The sequence below is a fragment of the Planctopirus limnophila DSM 3776 genome (assembly GCF_000092105.1).
Taxonomy (GTDB): Bacteria; Planctomycetota; Planctomycetia; order Planctomycetales; family Planctomycetaceae; genus Planctopirus; species Planctopirus limnophila.
The window spans coordinates 111,801-131,800 of sequence record NC_014148.1; the positions used below are offsets into that span (position 1 = coordinate 111,801).

Below are 20,000 nucleotides of genomic sequence, written 5' to 3' on the forward strand. Positions count from 1 at the left end.
TTCACCAGTTCGGGCAGATTGAGACTTTTCTTTCCGAGAAATGGAATGCAACGCTTACTGTCTCTCCTTCAGTACTCGCTGCTTTGGGGCATCCTGGTCTCTGGCAGCATGTGCCTGTTTCAGGGCGAAGCTCTGGCACAAGGTGGCGCTGTCACCACAGCCGCTCCCTCGACTTATCCACCTGTCCCAGGAGGCCTTTTCTACCGCGGTAATAACCCCACCCAGCCGGGTTCTGCGGGATATTACTTCAGCCTCCCGATGCTCATCTTCTCACTGTCGCTGGTCACGCTGATGGTCTGGACCTTGGGCTGGATTGCTGATGATGCGCGCAGTCTGAAGGTCCGCCCCGAGTTCTGGAATACGCTGGGTTTACTCGTCGCCGCCGCCGCTGTGCTGATTTTGTATCTCGGGCCGACACCGCTGGTGGCCGTCCTCGGATTTCTGATCTGCTATGCCGGTTTACTGGGAGGCTATGCTCCCGAACGTAACCGCAAGGTTCCTGAGAACTCGAAGATCCTTACGCCCTATCATCTCCAGACCATCGCCATACGCGGCCTGGCACGCCTCGGGATTGAAGTGGGTGGCAAGAAAGCGGTCCATGCCGCCATGGGGCCACCCATCACGTTTATCGGGAAGTCGAATAAAGGGGCTGGCGAGGTCGATCGATCGAGGCAAGTCGAAAGCAGCCGAGGCTACACTTCCGCTCGGGAACTTGTCTACGACGCCATTCTTCGCCGGGCGACCGATATTCACCTCGAGCCCAAAGACGACGAATTCGCCGTCCGGCTGCGCGTCGACGGAGTGATGTTCCCCGCCGAACCATTCGATCGACCCACCGGCGAATCGGTCGTGAATATTTTCAAAGTGCTCGGAGCGATGGATATCACCGAACGCCGCAAGCCACAGGACGGCAGCTTCCGTGCCGAGACCGAAGGTCGCGAAATTGACTTTCGCGTCGCCACGCAGGGTACACAGTTCGGCGAGAAGATGTCGCTGCGTATTCTCGATGGTGGTTCAACAGTCCGCCGCCTGGCAGATCTAGGCATGCGCAAGCAGTTGATCGAGCAGATCGTAGGAATTGTCCAACAACCCCACGGATTGTTCCTCTCCTGCGGGCCAACTGGTGCCGGTAAATCGACCACACTTTATGCGGCTCTCCAGGAAATCAACCGCTACGAAAACAACATCATCACTGTCGAAGATCCCGTCGAATACAAGATGGATGGTGTGACCCAGATCGAAATCAATCAAAAAGCGGGGCAGACCTTTGCGGCCTCTTTGCGCAGTATTCTTCGCCAGGATCCCGATGTGGTGATGCTGGGCGAAATTCGTGATGGAGAAACCGCCAAGATCGCCTGTCAGGCAGCCAACACCGGACACATGGTCTTCTCGACAGTTCACGCCAACGACACGATTACAGCCCTCTCGCGTCTGATCGATCTGGGTGTCGAACCGTTCCTCCTCTCCGATTCGCTCTCAGCCATTCTCGGCCAGCGGCTCTGTCGCAAATTGTGCGACGACTGCAAAGAGTCGTACAAGCCCTCCGCCGATCAACTGGAAAAGATCGGTCTCCCCGCCGAGAAAGCCGGTGTGTTCTACCGCCCGCCCAAGGATGGTACCGATGCCTGCCCGACTTGCAGTGGCATGGGATACATGGGACGAATCGGCGTTTTTGAATTGCTGGTGATCAACGATCGCATCCGAGACCTGCTGCGGGAATCGCCGAACATGACATCTGTCCGGGCCGAAGCCCGTAAACAGGGCATGCTTTACATGCGAGAAGAAGGCCTGCGACTGGTTCTCAAAGGAACAACAAGCCTCGAAGAACTTCTCCGCGTGGTGAAGTAATCTTCCTCGAACCTGACGATCTGCCTCCCTCGATTCTGTTGATTGATGTTGATCTGCTTCATTTCGTGAACTACAGGGCGAACAGCCATGATTGATATTCTGCTTCTGGCCATTCTGGGGGTTGTCACCTGGTGTGTCGCCAGTGACGGTGCCTGGTCGGCAGTGATCACTTTTCTATGCACGTTGATCGCCGGCCTGATTGCCATGAATTTCTTCGAGCCCGTAGCGATTCTGCTGGAAGGAATCTCACCCTTTTTTGCCAATCGTGCCGACATGATTGCACTGCTGGGACTCTTTATCGCGGCATTATTCGCTTTGCGTGTCGGCTTTGAACAACTGGTGAAGCTACACGTCGAAGTCGCCCCCATGGCTCATGAACCCATTCGCTGGGCCTTTGCGTTTTTTACAGGCTATGTGAGCATGGCCTTCCTGCTGACAGCTCTGCACACTGCCCCTTTACCCCGCGAGTTTTTAGGATTTCGCGCCGAGCGTCCCAACTTCCTGGGCCTGGCCGCTCCTGATCGCCAATGGCTGGGTTTGACGCAGTTCGTTTCCGAACACGCCCTCGCACGCGGCGACGGCCATTCGTTCGATACGGCCCGCATGAAAGTCGCCAGCTATCCCAACAGCGAGTGGTCCTCATTCCCCATTCGTTATGCCACCCGCCGCGAACGATTTTCCACCGGGATGGGCGCTGCTGCCGCACCCGCACAACCTGTCACGACACCCGGCGCACCCGTCACCACCAACCCAGGGTTCTAGGTCGCTCATCTCCCGACTTTCCAGACTCTTCCCCAACCTTTGTGCTCTTCGAGGCCTTCGTGGCGAACTCGCAGCTCATCGGATGCAATTTCCATGAGAAACAGCGCTCTTCGTGTCATGCTTGCAGCTCTGGGCAAGCATGTCTTCGCAGCCCATAACGCACTGTCGTTTCCTGAGAAACAGATCTCAACTTGAAATGGCGAGTTGAAACCCGCTCAAATACATGTGCATGAAGGAGCTCGCTTGGCGATTAACAGCCTGCATCTCGACGGAGCACGCTGCTGATCAAAAGTGGCATTTTGCATGAGGGACGGTGCGTCCTCAGGAACCCGACGGATGGCTGAAACTCAGGACACTCCCGCCCCGCCAGATCAGCCTGACCCGCCACATCGGCCCAAAAGTCTCTGGCAGATCATGCGGGGAGAACCTGCATCAGATTCTCTTTCTCACCCTGTCGAAACCCAGGCAATAGATCCCGACGCTTTACAGCCTCAGGCAACGGAAACTGCTCTCGATACTGAGAAGATGATTCCCACAGCCCGTGGTGCTCCGTCCCTCCGTGGCCTCTGGCATGTCATGCGGGAGCAGAAGCAGCCCCAGCGGCTTCCCGCCGTCCCTGCATTTCGATCACTCCAGCGCAAGCCTGCCCCAGCCATCAACTCAGATTCTGCTCCTTTGGCAGACGGTCAACAAGCGGCTCCCCCGGCAACGGCAGAAAAAGTCCGTCAAGCCCGCTGGTATACCGCAGGCATGCAGTTTCGTGCGTCCCGCCCGAGAGTCGCCAGGCGATATCCACATGTCGTTCGTCGAGGAACATCAGTCACCTCTCCCGCTGATGATATGCAGACCGGTTTGGACGTCATTGCGCCAATACATACCACAGAGTTGGAAGCTGAACTCCTCTACGAGCGACTGACTCCCGTAACCTCTGCCTGGACGTGGATCGGCCGGGGAGCCACATCGACTTTGGCCGCATTTCTGTTCTCACCACTGGCGCAGTGGGAGAGCTTATGGTGGGAGCTCCCGGCGACAATCTTCGGGTTCGGCGGCCTGTTCTGTGCCTGCCTCGCCATGACCGAAGCCGAAAGGCGGTATCTTTACAGTGCCGGGCCTCATGGAGACCACGCCGCCAGGCAATCCACAGACATTCAACTGGCGACAGCCGCCCTCCTGATACTAGCCGCCACCACAAGCATCTTCATCGGGCCATTCGTTTGGGGTTAATAAAGTGCTCAGAATCAGATAAGTAAGTTGCACGCAAAACATACGCACGGCTAGAAAATTAGCCTCTTCGTTTCTTAGCTTTATTCAAATCCAGCTCTATCACATTGTTGTTATTCTCAATGCTCATTGTCGATTCAAATATGTAGTCTGTCGGAGGTGAATTCCCCAGCGAAACTTCTTTAGGTGGCTCGTTGGCCTCCGAAGAACTTACTTCAGCAGGTTTTGGAAGTCCAGTTGTCACTTTGACGCTATGAGGCCCTACAACTGCACCTTTACCAGCGGTCGCCATCAGAGTGAACTGACCGTTTGAATCTGTGTAACCCTGTGAAGATGGCCCCTTGGTAGGGCTAAACTGCACGAGAGCATCAGGGACTGGGGTGGAATCGAGTACAACACGACCTTCAACAGGTGCAAGTACAAATGATTCACCCGAATTTTGACAGCCCACGTTTGTCAAAATCAACATGAGAAGTGCAGGACTCAAGCGATACAACATGGCTAGAGGTCTCATTAGAAAATGTTCTATATTGCAATCAGTCATATAGATATTGTTCGGAGCGAGTTCAAAGTCTGAACTCTTGACGTTGAGGCGGATATCGCCACGAAGACACAAAACTCGATTGACTGAATAAGGACGAGTTGGCTGATGTAAAAAGTGAGGCCACGCTGTCTGACGGAAAGAAGTTGGGGCACTCACATTCCGAGACAGGCGTGGCCGGAAGCACTAGAACTAGTCTCTAAAACTCACCGACGGGTACACCATCAGCCTTCGAGTTGAGATTCGCCCAAGTCGGCTCGTTCATATTCTCAGAAAAGAAACGCACAGATCCATCTGCCAGTAAGGCGTGGGCTCCACCGGTGTGTGTAGAGTTGACTTTTGTGTGACGTCGGTATGGATAGTTGGAAACAATGTCACTCGCCTGGTTGATAGTCCCACGGACGACTGTTAATCCACCCCACCAATCTGTCCCCCCATTACCTGCACCCCACATCCCGCCAGCATGACCAAAACCGCGGCAGTCGCGTTGGCCACCATTGAAATTGGCACAGGTAGGATCGATCGCACTCTGCTCCGCTACCATGACTGTGTTCGTTGTTCCGTCGGTGATTTTCGCCACGTCGACCGAAGGAATCCCCAATGGATTGCCACTTCCATCAAACGCTGTTGCGGAAATGATCACACCATTCCAATTACTGCGGCCTTGACCACCCCAATGGCTAGGATTAGGGCAACAGTTGTTGTTATTAGCAGGATCGTTATAGGAACCTGAATTTCCAATATAATCGCAGATCTGAATACCAGTGGCTGTGGCAGGGATTCCGAGTGCAGTTTGTGTTGCACTGTTCGGAGTCTGGGTGCGAGTAGTCGGGAGTGGACTGGAGGGACAATTGATCCCGCCAATTCTAAGTGTAGACATTTGGAGCCAATTCTTGGCAACACCGTCCTGACCCGTGAAATCGTTGCCACTAAAGTCCAGTGCATTGAACGCGGGACCTTGATCCATCATGGGCAGAATACGAACCAGCCAAGAGGCCGACTTCGTGCGTGTCGTGCCCGTTCCAACCTGCGGGAATGTTCCGAACGGGAACTGGCGGTGAACGTCGTGATAGTTGTGTAGAGCGAGACCAATCTGCTTGAGATTGTTGCGGCACTGGGTGCGACGAGCCGCTTCCCGAGCCTGCTGCACCGCCGGCAACAACAGAGCAATCAAAATCGCAATGATCGCAATGACCACCAGTAACTCAATCAGTGTGAACCCTGAACGTTTAGGCATCGACATCCTCCCAAGAATTTGAAAAAAACCGAAACAACGGCCCGAAATGGCAAATGAGTGAAAACACTTAAAAGTTATAGTTTGCAGCAACAAACATTCCACCCATCGATCAATGAGACAGGCATTTTGCGAATAGCCGAGTTATCATACGGCGACAAACTGGATTATGGGGAGAAACAAGCTGTAAAAAAGCCAAGTCTTCTCAGAACTCTAAAGCAGAAAATTAATCGCCCATCTTTTGATCGACATAAACACTGAAAAAATCAGAAATATGCCAGAAGTCTGGGCAGAGGTGTGCCCAAATTGTTATCAGTCCGGTAGACAGAATACAACAACAGATTTTGATTTGTTGAGTGTTTTATCGACAAACGCGTAGGTGATATGCACGAAATGACAGGTAGGATTACGGGAGTTCGATCATAAGATTGATTCGGTGCCCATTCTTTTCTGCAGGAGTCGCGAATTAGTGGTAATCCTGATCATTTCCCGACAAAACGCCGTGCGCATGCGACGAAAAGCAGGTTCCCCGGCACGCCGCGACCAGAAATTCGCCCCGGAGAACCACCCGGCAATCCACGCCTCGCTTGCATCTCCGAGGGCTGGCGACTAATTTTAAGTTAGCCGGACGATTGGCTCAGTTGGTTAGAGCGCCACGTTGACATCGTGGAGGTCACTGGTTCGAGTCCAGTATCGTCCAATCCACCAGATTTGCCTGCCTCATCACTAAGCATCACGACCCCGCAAAACGCCTTGTTTTGTGGGGTTTTCTGTTGTCGGTGGGAGGAATCGCCAGTGGCAGGTCATTGCCGACCTGGGGATCGAACTTCCGTTCGATGCGGTCTCTTGAGCATCGCGAAGAATGGTTGGCCCCTGTTGTTCATCAGCTGCACGTCCGTGCTGATGTTTTCGTCAACCGCTCATCTTCGCAGGCGTAACGAATTCAGAATCACGCTGACGGAACTGAGGCTCATGGCGGCACTGGCCCACATGGGAGTAATCCAGCCCAAGGCCGCCACCGGGATGCAGATGGCGTTGTAGCCAAAGGCCAGGATGAGGTTCTGACGGATTGTTCGCGAGGTGGCCTGGCTCAGTTCCATGGCCCGGACGATCCCCGACAGATCGCCTTTGACCAGCGTGACGGCCGCACTCTGGATGGCGACATCTGTCCCTGTTCCCATCGCAATACCGACATTGGCCCGAGCCAGAGCTGGTGCATCGTTGATGCCGTCTCCCGCCATTGCCACGAATCGCCCTTGCTGCTGAAGCTCTGCGATCGCTGCCGCTTTTTCATCGGGTAGAACTTCCGCAATCACTTCCGTGATTCCCAGCTTATTGGCGAGATGTGCTGCCGTGCTTCGTCGATCGCCCGTCAGCATGACGATGCGGAGACCTTGTCCACGGAGTTTGCTCAGCATTTCGGCTGCCGATGGCCGCACTTGATCGGCCAGCAGGAACGTGGCTGCGGGTTGCTGATCGATCGCCATGTGGATGACAATCTGCCCATCCTGCTGCTGCGAACTGGCCTTTTGCCACTGGTCAGTCTTGAGCCCAGCTTGTTCCAGGAATCGGGCATTGCCAATCTGAATCCCATGACCCTGCACCTGCCCTGCAATGCCCAGGCCCGGGGCTGTCTGGATCTCATGGGCCATTTCGATGGTCAGGTTCTTCGCACGAGCACCGGCCACGATCGCTTTCGATAACGGATGCTCACTTCCCAGTTCGACAGCTGCAGCCCACTGCAGCACAGTGGACTCATCGAAACCGGTCTCTGGGAAGATGGCTGTCAGTTCGGGTTGGCCCAGTGTGAGCGTGCCGGTTTTGTCGATGACGAGCGTATCGATCGCACGCAAGGTTTCAATCGCTTCGGCATTTCGAAAGAGGATCCCCATACGGGCACCACGCCCCATCCCCACCGTCACCGCCATAGGCGTCGCCAGGCCCAGAGCACACGGGCAGGCAATCACCAGAACAGAAACCGCATGAATCAACCCTCGTTGCCAGCCTTCCGGGCCACCCAGCATGCTATGGCCAGCCCATGCTGCCAGAGCCACCAGCACCACAGTTCCCACAAAGTATCGGGAGACGTGATTGACGAGTTGTTCGATGGGTGCTCTGGTCCGCTGGGCTTCAGAGACTGAAGCAATAATGCGGGCCAGCATCGTCTCTGTTCCCACATGCTGTGCTTCAAAGAGCAGTGGGCTTGAGCCATTGGTTGTGCCACCCAGTAACGAGCACCCGGGATGTTTTTCCACAGGCAACGATTCCCCCGTCATCATCGATTCATCAACGTCGCTGGTTCCTTCGAGAACAAATCCATCGACAGGGATGGTCTCACCAGGTCGAACCAGTAATTGATCACCCACCAGCACATGTTCGAGGGCAATCTCCTCTTCTCTCCCTGATGGATGCCATAATCTGGCTTTTGGTGGAGTGAGCGAAAGGAGCGAGCGAATCGCTTCGCCTGTCGCCTGGCGAGCCCTCAGTTCCATCAACTGCCCGATGAGTACCAGCATGATGATCACTGCGGCACTATCGAAATACGGCTCCACGACAGGAGCAAAATGAGGTTCAACGACAGGGGCTTCAGGCGAGGTGTTCATGGCCTGCATGTGAAATGAAGTCGGAAACTGGCCGGGAATGATCGTGGCCAGCAGGCTGTAGAGGTAAGCCGTACCGACACCCAAGGCAATGAGCGTGAACATATTCGGGTTGCGACTGAGGATCGACTTCCAGGCGCGCTCAAAGAAGGGCCAGCCGCAATAGAAGACGATCGGCGTGGTCAGAAGCAACTGGATCCAGTTCAGCCATGACATATTGGCATGCAGCCACTGCATGGTGGCACTCGAAGGGAGCATGCCCAACATGGCAATGACAAAGACAGGGAGACCCAGAACAACGGCCCAGCGCAAGCGGGATGAAAGCAGCATCCATTCGGGATCGGGCCCTGCTTGAAATGTGGGTTGTGACGGTTCCAGAGCCATGCCGCAAATGGGGCAGCTACCTGGTGCGGATTGGACAACTTCGGGATCCATGGGGCAGATGTATGTTTGACCCGGGGCAGCGGGTGTGGACTGTGCACAATCGTGACGAATCGCATCGGGGGATAAATAGACTTCCGGATTTGCACGGAACCTGATCAGGCAGGAGCGCGCGCAGAAGTAATAGGTGGTGCCGGCATGTACCAGGGAACCTGAAGCATGGGCTGGATCGACAGACATCCCACACACCGGATCTGTTTCTCGATGCGGTTCTAGAATGGTCAGCAGAGAGGATGGTCTGGAAGGTGGCACAGGCATGATGCAGGTCTTCAGCAAAGGATCAGAGGGCCTGAGAGCAGAGAGCGTGCGTGTCAAGACATTGAGCACCCATCCATCGTATCAATCGTACCGATGATCTCTGGAAGTGATAAAGGTTTCGCTCAGGCAGCTTACGAGTGGTGATCCCCAATCGCCCGTTGTTGTGGCAAAAAGTTCTCGCAAAGCTTGTGGACTTCACCACTGTCGCCGGCAGATCTTCGATTGTCGATGCCAGCAGGTTTCGCCATCTTCCCTACGATGAATTCATATTTTTGCAGTCGGGGCACTTGAGTCGAATTTTTCGTCGCTCCGAAAAACTTCAAAAAAAATAGAAAACTGCTCTTTGCAGCGGCGGAATCTTCCGATACACCCCGCCTCAGCAATGAAAATGTTCCCCGCATTGGCATTGCCGGGTTTTGTCTCGATTCGCTGCAGTCACGAATGTGAGTGAGCCGTCCTGCCAGAATTCTTCAAGAAAAGACACTTCGCGTGGTCACTGTCCGGCGGCCACCAGACAATTGAAAACCCCTCTCAAGCCCGAGCGTTTTGCTCATCGGCTAACCGATTTCCCCCCTCTCTCCCGTTCCTGAAGGAATCTGTTCATGTTCACTCGTATGGCCTTGGCACTGGCTGGTCTCGCGATTGCAATTTCGGCTTCTGGCTGCTGCTGCTCTGCCAATCGCTGCAATCCTTGTGGCCCTTGTGGTGCTGCAGCTCCATCACCTTGCTCGACAGGTAACTGCTCGCCCAGCTTCTATCCTCCTGCCGGTGGCGGCGGTGGGCAATTCTTTCAGGGTGCAGATGCTTCTGGCATGAACCTGGGAACCTCCACAGTGGCGACATCTCAGCCATTCGGTGGATATCCAGCCACAGCCATGGCTCCTGCACAGCTGCTGCCAAACTAGTGGGTATTCCACGTGAGTGCTCTCCACGTGAATGCTCTCCTGGAACAGATGGCTTTCGCGGGCCCGTTTGACTCCTGAAAATGCACGTCGATCAAGAATTCACTTGTGCGGCTGATCGCTGAAGTTTGGTATCATTATGCAAAGCATCACACAGATAAGATGCTTTCAAGTGACCCGAATGGAACTGGAGCCACATCAATGAGTCGACTCATCTCTCACGCGCCGACACCTAACGCTTCCAAGTCCGATAGCAATCATGCATCGGCTCAGGATGACCGTACGATTCAGGCCTCGCAGTCATCACATACGAGCCCTTCCACTTTCGGGAAGACCCTGTTGCTGTGGGCCTTGGCCTCACTGATCGGTGGCGGGCTGGGATATGGTTACACATTAAAAATTTCGCAGGCCGAAGCGAACCGGGCAGAGACGAAAAAGCTCTATGAACTGCGGACTTACACGGCACTACCCGGGCGGTTGGATGCGCTGAACAAGCGCTTTCGCGATCACACCACTCAGCTTTTCGCTAAGCATGGGATGACGAATGTGATCTATCTCACACCGGCCAATGGTGACAATAAACTCATTTATCTGATTGCCCATGAGAACGAAGCGGCTGCGGCAGCCTCATGGAAGGCCTTTCGCGAAGATCCTGCGTGGAAAGCGGCACGCGAAGCCTCTGAGGCAGACGGCAAGATTGTCGAGAAGGTGGAATCGGTTTATCTGAATGCCACCGATTATTCTCCCATGAAATAGCCGTCAATCAGCGATCTCACTTCGTGATGTCACTCATGATGAAATCTCCGTCCGTCCAGAGAATTTCGATCTGCACGGACTGTTCCAGATGGGAATCGCATTCTCGCCAAGAACCGCAAGTTCGGCACAGATTGAGATCGCTCGCTGCTATTTGAATGCGGGATCGAATTCTGGATTGGATTCGTTCTCGTTGGCCCCTGGGGCCGGTGGGATGAACGCAGGCAAGTTCCCTGCCGGCTGAGGCGGAGATGAGAGAACTTTGTCAAAGAGCTGTGTGGCTTCTGGTGAACCGGGGGCATCAATGGCCTGGTCATCATAGAGGACAGAGCCTCCCTCAACCGGTGGATAGGTCATCCCCTGCGGTTCATTCAGAGCCGGTGCCAGAGTCTGAATCATCGGGCCTTCGCTGACCTGTGGCGCCAACTGTTTAGGATGATCGAACCGGCTGGCCGGGTGAGTACGCAGTTGCCGCTCGAGAGCATCGCAATAAGCTTGTTCTGGCCATGGCCCTTCTTCGAGCGAGATTTCGTTGTAATCGAACAAGGTTCCTTTTTCGAGCTGGACGTTCTTGATCGACAGCGAGTATTCGATGACGGCCCGGAAGTAGGAAATGTCGGCATCAGCCATCCGACGCTGAGCTTCGAGCAGCAGGTCAACCGTCGCGTTGTCGGCGTCAAAGGCCGCTTGAACCGCTTCAACCTGCTCTCGTGCAGCCATGCGGCGGTTCAGTGCAGTTTCGACGATCTGGTAGGAACGATCCACGTCGGCAATGGCGTTGCTCAAGTCGTGGATGACTGATCGTTCCTGCTCGAAAAGTAACGCACGATCTCGGGCCAGTTGCAATTCCGCATTACGAACGGCGGTATAAGCTTGACGAAATCCTAAAGGCATGGAGAACTCGAGGCCTAACTGCCACTCCTGGAAGTTCCCCGAAGTCAGGTTTGAATAGGCATCACCAAACTCACCACCTGTTCCGTCTGGCAACAGATCTTTGCCGAATCCACGGAAGCGGTAGCGGGCCATGGCATCGAGTTGTGGTTTGAGAAAGTTCTTGTTGGCCTGAAGTTCGAGTTCACGTTTGCGAACCTGCCACTTCTGGCGGCGGAGTTCAACTCGTCGTGAAAGAGCTTCACCGAGAGTTGATTCCCACGAGTAAGAAAGCTTGGCAGCCGACGGTTCGTCGGCAGTTCGAATGAGTCGACCATCGTTAATGGGCATACCAATCAGCAGACGCAGTCGGCGTTCGCAGACAAAAACCCCGCCTGTCCCGCGGAAGGTCCCCCCGGTACTGCCGTTGTTGGTCCGTGTGCCATCGAGCAAGCGGCCATGCAGTGCGTTCTGGGCTTCCTCCTGAAAGCGGAAGTACTGCTCACGGGCCTGAGCTTCCTTTTCGGCTTCGCCACCTCGTCGACCTTGCTCGTATAAAGCCCGAATGCGACGCCAGGTTTCGAGAGCCGCATCACGGGCGGCGATCTTCGATTCCAGATCACGCCAGGCAAATGACAGATCCCAGTAGCAGTTCTCAACATCACTCACATAGTTACGGACACCAACTTCAAAATCAGCCAGTGAGATATCCGAATTGATCCGGGCAATCACCACACCATTGATCAGGCCAGGCTGGGCATTCGGCCCGGCAATACGATTGAAATCGACCCCGGCGCCTTGCAGCAATGGCTGACGAACTTCACCTTCGTACCAGGTTGTCCACGCGCTGGGGAAGAAGTTCCCGGGTGCATTGTTGGCATCGTATTGGGTGTAGTTACGAATGGCAAAATTCGAACCCGTCGCGGCTGTTTTCGAGATCTGAGCCTGATAGACGTTGAAATCCTGAGTAAGCAGCCGCGTCCCACCACCAAAGAACTGGTTGTTCAATGCGCGGTCGTTCTTCTCCCACATGGCACTGGCTGCCACCTGCGCATCAAATGCACTGAGTGCGGCTTCGATGCCGAACCTGGGATCCGTCTGTGCAATGGCAGGATCATTCTTGGTACGCACAATTTCGGGAGATCTTAGCACCAATCCGCCCAGATCGCGGAAAGCCTTGGATTGTGCCAGACCCAGTCGCATAACTTCTTCAAGAGAAAGATCAAGGTACTCTGTCGGTGTTTCGCTGCTGAGCGAGATCGGTGCACTGGTCGCTTCGAGAATCTGTTCGTCCGAAACCTTTTCGATTTTCGGATACTCGATCTTGCGGCCCATCGCCTCGTAATGCGAGGTATCAATACCAATGTTCGCAGCGGGAGTGGGCTGGTAGCGGGCGCAGCCTGGGCCAGGCAAAGTGATGATGGCCACCACTACGCTCAACCATCGCCAGCGGAGAATCCGCTCACGCGACCACATCCTTGCCGGTCTCCATGAAGTCTTCAATGACTCTTGTTCGTTTGCTTGTCGCGATCTGTGATCAGGCATTCTCTGCGCAGAAAATGACCGCGTGATGTTCCGTCATCGTGAGTGATCGGCACGCCGGACGGCAGGCTTTGGGTAACTTTTCAGAACGACAGGCAATCGGCAGTACCTGCCGTCCCCAGGATTGCGATATCGCGAGATGTCACCACGAACTGTTGGAATCGGAAAAATCGTTCAAGCCGGTAAACTCACTACAACCAGAGAAGTTGTTCATATCCGGAAGAACAGCTCGAACTTGTGATTCGGCAGGCAGGCGTTGTTTGATGCCGAACCAGTTGTCCTCATCTTCAGTGAGCTAACCAAGCTGACGTTTGCTCTTTCAGCAAAGTTCGATTCAAAACTTCTGCGCGACTTTCAAACCCGTGCTAAGTTAGCAGCATTGGTTATTCGGAATTCCTTTTTCCGGTGAAGCTCTCAAGAGAAGCCTGTGGCTGACGCTGCCTTCGCGCATCGTATCAATGCCATCAGGAAAATTTTCTCTGGTGATTTGCTGGTGGCCAATGAGGGGCATTTCCATTCATGCACGGCCTGGTATCGATTCTTGCACAACTTGAAGGAGTCCTTTCCGGGACTGCCGGCCTGTTGGCTTTAGCAACTGTCTGCCTGTTCCAGCATGGAATTCATGTGCTGCAGCGACAACGATCTGACCGGAATTCCGCTCGAATTCTTGGTGAAGTCAAGAGCCTTGAACGCGAGGTCATGCACCTGACTCGTGACAAGATGATCACCCGGCTGGAGAACGTGGTTCTCCGCGAAATTCTCACACAGAACGATCCCGAGCGAGGGTACGCCGTTCTTCTCAAGCGATTCATTCCCGATACAGATTCTGGTTTTGCAGCCATCATTCGTCTGGATCGCAGCAGCGGAACAGTCTTTGAGGCCCGTGGTCTGAGTGACGAATCGCTCGAAGCATTTCATATCGATACACATCATCTGGCGACACTGGCCAGTGGTTCGCCTTTGGTCCTGGAAGACCAGCCTCTGCGGAAAAGCCAGATCTATGCGTCGTTGACACCTTCCGACAAACGCAAGGCCAGTCGGATTTTCCTGATTCCCGTAGGCGTCGGACAAGAACTCTGCGCTGTTCTGGCAACGACACAGCTATTACCCACAGCAGCTCCACAAGCCGAGCAGTTGGATCTGAGTACTCGCCTCATGTCCTGTGTGGCAGGTTCACTCAAGCAGCTCTTTACGCTCGAACATCATACCCATCAGTTGCGATCCACCCGCGAGATGCTCGAATTGCGGTCGATCGCAGACAGCCAGAGCGAGCAGCCACTGCGCATGATTGAACGGTTCATGGTTCGACTGGCGCAGATTACAGGCTCGGAGCGAGCCAGTCTGTACGTGCTGCCCAAAGAGGGTGCTGCCACCTGCAAAGCATTGATTCGTTGTGGCGTACAATTACCGCCAGGCGTCGAAACACGCTGGTTTCAGCACGAAGATACACTATCGAGTATGGGTCAGTTGTATGGCCAGGTCACGGTCTTCGATCAACTCCATCTCAAGCGAGTCGGTGTCGATACGCTCATGCAATCGGCTGTGACAGCGCCGATTCGTCACAAACATCGCTACGCGGGATTGCTTTGCCTCACGCGCCGACAGTCAGCAGCACCACTCCCAGTCGATCTGGAATTGATTACCTGGGCGGCAGATGTGCTTTCCGAAACGATCCAGAAGTCGATCAATTTCCTGCAGATGGAACGTCAGGCCAGGCAGGATGGACTGACCGATCTGGCCAACCGCCGGACATTCGATCTGCAACTGGCTCGTGAGATTGACAGTGTGCAACAGGGACTGGGGCTCGAATGCTCTCTGCTGTTATGCGATCTCGACCGCTTCAAATCAATCAATGATCAGTATGGGCATCAGGCGGGTGATCTCGTTCTCCGTGAAACGGCACAAATTCTGCGCGAGCAAATGGGCAAGATTCGCTCGGGAGACCGGGCTCTCCTGGCGCGATATGGCGGCGAAGAAATGGCTATTCTGCTTCCCGGCGTGGGAATCACGGGAGCATTACGCATAGCCGAAGGGATTCGCGCAGCCATCGACTCTCACCCCTTTGCCGTCGAATCGGCATTACTCACGGTCACGATCAGCGTGGGTGTCGCCACCTGTCCGCTCCATGCCTCTTCACCAGAAGCCTTGATCTCGGCGGCCGACGCTGCCTTGTATGAGGCCAAGTCGGCTGGCCGAAATCGAGTCTGCTGTGCTCAGGAACCAACGGCCATCTCCGCGACCGGAGTGTCGTGAGACTTGGTGTTTGGAGTTTGGTATTGGGTTTTCGGCGTTTGGCATTTGACGTCAACGGTATGACTTCTCGAATATCAAATACCAAATACCCAACACCAAACATCAACTCCTCTCAAACCCCAGGCTCTCTTTGCTCGCTCGGCTGGCCAATCGCCGCTTTGTTCAGAGCCTTCAAATACGCCTGAGCGCTGGCTTCGAGAATATCGGTGCTGACCGCTTTACCATGGTACTTACGGCCGCCGGTAATGAGCTCGATCATCACTTCACCCTGGGCATCTTTCCCTTCGGAGACACTGCGCACCTGATAATTGTCAAGTGTTCCCGAGACTCCCATAATGCGTTCAATCGCTTTGCAGACGGCATCCACCGGGCCATCGCCAATAGCCGCATCGCAATGCACCTGATGCTGGTCATCATGCAGCTCGACTGTCGCTGTCGGGATTGTGCCCGTCCCGGCAGCAATATGAAACCTCTGCAATTTCCAGCGATCCGAGGCATTTCGATCCTGATGCTCGATAATCGCAATGATGTCCGCGTCGTAGACCGATTTCTTTTTGTCGGCGAGAATGATGAATTCATCAAAGACACGCTGGAACGTTTCATCGTCGAGAGTGTAGCCCAACTCGGCCACTCGACTGCGAAAAGCATGTCGGCCTGAGTGTTTGCCCAACACCAGATTCTGGCCCACGAAGCCTACGTCTTCAGGACGCATGATTTCGTAAGTCTCACGGTTCTGCAGCATGCCATGCTGATGGATACCCGATTCGTGAGCGAAGGCGTTCTGGCCGACAATCGCTTTATTGCGCTGGACGATCATGCCCGTCACGTTGCTCACCAGTCGGCTCGCCTGGCAGAGCTTTTGAGTGTTGATCTTCGTACCGACTTTGTAGTAATCCTGCCGCGTGCGGAGAGCCATAACGATCTCTTCGAGAGCCGCATTTCCGGCCCGCTCACCGAGCCCATTGATCGTACATTCGACCTGTCGCGCACCGGCTTCAATGGCCGAGAGACTGTTAGCCACTGCCAGTCCAAGATCGTTGTGGCAATGTGCACTGATGACAGCCTGCTGGATATTGGGCACGTTTTTCTTGAGATAGCTGATCACGTTGAAGTAGTGCGATGGCGTGGCGTAGCCCACGGTATCGGGAATATTGACCGTGGTCGCGCCGTGACGAATAGCCGTCTCGACCACCTGTGCGAGAAATTCGAGTTCCGTTCGCGAAGCATCTTCGGGCGAGAACTCAATATCTTCGCAGCGCTCTTTGGCGCGACTGACCATCTCGGCGGTACGCTTGAGGATCTCTTCCGTTGCCATTTTGAGTTTGAATTCTCGATGAATGGCACTGGTGGCGAGGAAGAGATGAATCCGCTTGCGGCGGGCCGCTGAGACCGCATCCGCAGCTCGATCAATATCTTCATTCCGGCAACGAGCGAGGCCGCAGATCGTGGCCTGCTCGCCGAATCTTTCGGCGACCTTACGTACGGCTTCGAAATCACCCGGACTGGCAATCGGGAAGCCCGCTTCAATGACATCGACGCCGAGATCGACCAGAGCTTTCGCCACTTCGAGCTTTTCATCGGTGTTCATACTGCAGCCAGGCGACTGCTCACCATCGCGAAGTGTCGTATCAAAGATAATGATCTGGTCAGCAGGTGAAGTCTTTGTGGCAGAAGTCATTTTCATAATCCTCGATTTAGTATTCCAAACTCAGGGATGAAGCTGAGAGAGCTGGAGTCGATCCAGCGTTCCACAGGCATTCACCATTCATCGAACAGTTGAAGACAGGTTGCGGGAAACCAGAACTGGTATCACCTGCTGGCACCTGTACCTCACTGCGAGGAAAGAGTCCGGGTATAAAAAAACCCCGGTGCCAGCAGGCAACGGGGTCAAAATTCTGGTCATCAATCGACTACAGATTCTCCCCCGTCCTGCGTAGTAGCAGGCTGGAAAATCGTAGTAGATTGAAGTTTTCTGGATGCATAGGGCTTTGTCCTTATGCCATAACGCTAGAGACTCACCGGACGGAAGTCAAGGGTTGGGTGTTGGGTGTTGGGTGTTGGGTGTTGGGTGTTGGGTGTTGGGTGTTGGGTGTTGGGTGTTGGGTGTTGGGATGGACACGGGAGGTTGAGTCTGGGTTCGGGGAACTGACATTCCATTGACCGCAGCTCAACCAATGACAGTCCCATCTTGAAAACTGTTGGGCGACTGCCCGTTGGTCTGATTCAAATACCGAACATCAAATACCCAACACCCACCTCTCTCATTCCCCATACACCAGCCAGGTGGTGAACTTGCCATTTTGTGTCGCACGGGCGCGAATCCAGTAACCCACTGTGTCATCCGGGATCTGCTCCTCGACGGCTTTGCCCGCAGGAACAGCGATGGTCTTCCACTCGGTCCAGAGACCTGTTCCCGTCACATCGATTTCAATTGTCACATTCACAGCCTCCGCCTGATCATGCGAGAGCTCAACACGCCGGTGGCGATAGCCCGTCAGCAGATAGGGATCACTGGGAACGTTCGCCGTCACCTGGCTGTTTTTCCATGGGCCGCCACTTCCTTTCGGTTGCCCCAAAGACCAGAGATCATCAACAGCACCCACCCACAGAGCACAAGCTCCATCCGTCGAGCGAACGACATGTGGACCGGCCGCTGCGTCATCTGCGACACCCGAAAGCACCAGCAAACCTCGATGACTTGCGTAGTCATCAATACTGTAAGGGTGCGTGGTCACGGGCCGAATCTTCGCCATTCCACTCGCGTTTTCAGCCGGCAGTTCAAAGAACGTCTGCCCGGCATGGAACAAGTCACGCTCCGTACAGACTTCCCGGCACACGCGCTGCGGGCCATAGCTACCCGAAGCCAGAGGTGCCTGCCAATCTCCCACAGGCAATCGCCAGCGGCCCGATGCATCCTCATACACAATCGATGCTTCATCCCGGCTGATGACATTCTGCGGAATGGCGACGTTTTTTGATGTCCAGGCCATACCGTCGGCATCATCGACTTTGGCCAGTGTGAGTGCACCAGTCTTTAGATCTGTTGTCAGATCGTAGCAGCCCGTCTGGCCGTTCGAGGTCCTGGCCACATACCGCAAAGAGCGAAAGTTCCCGCCGCGTGAATGAATCACACCACCCGACCGCTTCTCTGAACCAGCCAGCGATAACCCTTGAGCAAGATCACTCACGTTTTTTCGAGACTCTGCGGGAGGGTTCGATGAGCCAAAAGTTGCTGTCACATTTTCGATGGGCTGATCGGAAACCAGTCGGATCCAAACTCCCTGGAGATCGCGCGGCAGGCTCTCCCAGATCGTCGAGCGACCATTGGACGTCAAGGTTTTGTAAGTCGTCCATTCACCAGTTCCCGCTTTGTCGACTTCCAGTCGAATGCTCGCCTGCAGAGGCTGCGGGCTGTGAATGACCAGTTGCCGATGGGTATAACCATCGATCAGATAGGGGTCGCTGGGTTGATTGGCCACGACGCTTTCATTGAGCCAGACCGAGCCTCGACCAATAACGGGCCCCAATTGATCAAGCTGCTCTCGATCAAGAAACCACAGGTTGGAGTGCGACTGACCGGGTCCGGCAATTTCTCCCTTGGCCTTGCGCTTATTGAGAAACTCACTCTTTGCCGTGTCGTCGCATCCCAGAACGATCTTGTCGTTCCATGGGCAGAAGTCGCCCACGACCTTGAGATAATTGCTGCGCGGAGCAATGCCAGCCGAGTTACCCGGCGAGAATGTTCTGGGGAACTTCCAGAAATTTCCATGCATCGTGGCGAGCAGACTCTCTTCACCAATATCGCGAATACGCGGCCACTCGGTATTCCAGCCATGGGCTCCATCATAGCTGTGCGAAGCTTTAGGCAAGCGATAGGTGTGCCACTGACCTTTCTCACAGACCATGAGCAGAAGTGACTTAGCATCCCAGCCAAGACTCCAGATGGGTTGTGTCGAATTCGGATCATTGGAAACGACCCCCGAGGGGCCGGTAACTTCGGTGAATTGATTACGCCGAATCAACTGCCAGTCAGTACCGGCCACACCATCAAAATACCCCAATGCTCCACTGGGAACCGTGGGATCTTTGACGACGCGCGGATCGTGATCGCCGTTGTTGGCGTAAACGACAATCCCCTGCGAAGTGAATAAACCTTTGCCGTGATATCCAGGCAGTTTGGATGAGATGGCTTTCGAGAGATCAATGTCCAACTGCTCGGGCTTGAAGTTGTTGCCATCCCGGATCAGGCAGTTAATGTCGAGCGTCTTCAGATCGACTTCGTAGAGCCCTTCTTCCATCGTCGCGAAATAGACTTTGGTTTGTGGACTCGACAGGTGCGTCGCATTCCCGGTCAGGCGGCCCGGCATCTTGTTGCGGGGGATCGTCCGTACTTTTCCATCAGCGTCGATCACATGGCTGCCAATGACGAGTTGATTGGTGGCTGCATGGATCATCCGATTGGCATTGGTGCCACCCACGCTTTCGGGCCGAACGATCTGCTGCAGTTCAGGCGTGACTTCATACAGTTTGTCGGATGATCTTAATGGCAGATGCGGGCCATAGGTAATGACCCAGAGCTTGCCACCAAACGGCACGACGGCTCCAGTACCACATTCTCCTTCGTCGTTGAACATCGCCAGGTGCGGATAGATCCCCGAGATCGGGGGTGCGACCTGCGGTCCTTGAGCCTTCGCATCACTTGTCAGAGCCCATAGCGAGAGCAGGCAAGCGGCGAACGTCCAGCGAGTACTGTCGATCATGGTGTTTTCTCGGAG

The 20,000-nt window shown here is 54.6% G+C and carries 12 protein-coding genes and 1 tRNA gene; 7 read left to right on the forward strand and 6 right to left on the reverse strand.

From position 1 onward, the window contains the following. The first annotated feature begins 45 nt into the window (after nucleotides 1–45). From PLIM_RS00425 to PLIM_RS00435, 3 genes are all read left to right on the forward strand, one after another. The gene (locus PLIM_RS00425) at nucleotides 46–1,848 is read left to right on the forward strand and encodes a GspE/PulE family protein (RefSeq protein WP_013108366.1); all 1,803 of its coding nucleotides are present in this window, start codon (nucleotides 46–48) and stop codon (nucleotides 1,846–1,848) included. Between the two features lie 87 nt (nucleotides 1,849–1,935). Further along, nucleotides 1,936–2,610: a CvpA family protein gene (locus tag PLIM_RS00430; RefSeq protein WP_013108367.1), complete on the forward strand. Its 675-nt coding sequence runs from the start codon at nucleotides 1,936–1,938 to the stop codon at nucleotides 2,608–2,610. Nucleotides 2,611–2,946: 336 nt separating this feature from the next. Continuing rightward, nucleotides 2,947–3,834 (forward strand): hypothetical protein, encoded by an 888-nt coding sequence (locus tag PLIM_RS00435; protein WP_013108368.1) that lies wholly within the window; start codon nucleotides 2,947–2,949, stop codon nucleotides 3,832–3,834. 58 nt (nucleotides 3,835–3,892) lie between these two features. Here the strand turns inward: PLIM_RS00435 and PLIM_RS22130 are convergent, their stop codons facing one another. Beyond that, nucleotides 3,893–4,330, reverse strand: coding sequence for a transthyretin-like family protein (locus tag PLIM_RS22130; protein ID WP_013108369.1), 438 nt, complete (start codon nucleotides 4,328–4,330; stop codon nucleotides 3,893–3,895). A gap of 241 nt (nucleotides 4,331–4,571) precedes the next feature. Then, entirely contained in the window at nucleotides 4,572–5,609 is a 1,038-nt protein-coding gene (locus tag PLIM_RS00445; RefSeq protein ID WP_013108370.1) for a DUF1559 domain-containing protein, read from the reverse strand. Between the two features lie 623 nt (nucleotides 5,610–6,232). On the opposite strand from PLIM_RS00445, the gene PLIM_RS00450 reads away from it, so the two are divergent. Further along, nucleotides 6,233–6,306, forward strand: a tRNA-Val gene (locus PLIM_RS00450). Between the two features lie 220 nt (nucleotides 6,307–6,526). On the opposite strand, the gene PLIM_RS00460 is transcribed toward PLIM_RS00450, so the two are convergent. Next, nucleotides 6,527–8,905 (reverse strand): heavy metal translocating P-type ATPase, encoded by a 2,379-nt coding sequence (locus PLIM_RS00460; protein WP_013108371.1) that lies wholly within the window; start codon nucleotides 8,903–8,905, stop codon nucleotides 6,527–6,529. 602 nt (nucleotides 8,906–9,507) lie between these two features. On the opposite strand from PLIM_RS00460, the gene PLIM_RS00470 reads away from it, so the two are divergent. Next, nucleotides 9,508–9,810, forward strand: coding sequence for a hypothetical protein (locus tag PLIM_RS00470; RefSeq protein WP_013108372.1), 303 nt, complete (start codon nucleotides 9,508–9,510; stop codon nucleotides 9,808–9,810). A gap of 198 nt (nucleotides 9,811–10,008) precedes the next feature. After that, complete coding sequence (locus PLIM_RS00475) at nucleotides 10,009–10,563, forward strand: NIPSNAP family protein (protein WP_013108373.1); 555 nt, start codon at nucleotides 10,009–10,011, stop codon at nucleotides 10,561–10,563. A gap of 147 nt (nucleotides 10,564–10,710) precedes the next feature. Here PLIM_RS00475 and PLIM_RS00480 read toward each other — a convergent pair whose 3' ends face one another. Then, entirely contained in the window at nucleotides 10,711–12,906 is a 2,196-nt protein-coding gene (locus tag PLIM_RS00480) for a TolC family protein (RefSeq protein ID WP_013108374.1), read from the reverse strand. Nucleotides 12,907–13,491: 585 nt separating this feature from the next. Here PLIM_RS00480 and PLIM_RS22135 point away from each other — a divergent pair. Then, complete coding sequence (locus PLIM_RS22135) at nucleotides 13,492–15,225, forward strand: GGDEF domain-containing protein (protein WP_013108376.1); 1,734 nt, start codon at nucleotides 13,492–13,494, stop codon at nucleotides 15,223–15,225. 112 nt (nucleotides 15,226–15,337) lie between these two features. On the opposite strand, the gene PLIM_RS00490 is transcribed toward PLIM_RS22135, so the two are convergent. Both PLIM_RS00490 and PLIM_RS00495 read right to left on the reverse strand, forming a co-directional pair. Further along, on the reverse strand, nucleotides 15,338–16,903 hold the full coding sequence (locus PLIM_RS00490; protein WP_013108377.1) for a 2-isopropylmalate synthase: 1,566 nt from the start codon (nucleotides 16,901–16,903) through the stop codon (nucleotides 15,338–15,340). A 583-nt stretch (nucleotides 16,904–17,486) separates the two neighbouring features. After that, entirely contained in the window at nucleotides 17,487–19,985 is a 2,499-nt protein-coding gene (locus PLIM_RS00495) for a hypothetical protein (protein ID WP_013108378.1), read from the reverse strand. Nucleotides 19,986–20,000 lie beyond the last annotated feature (15 nt).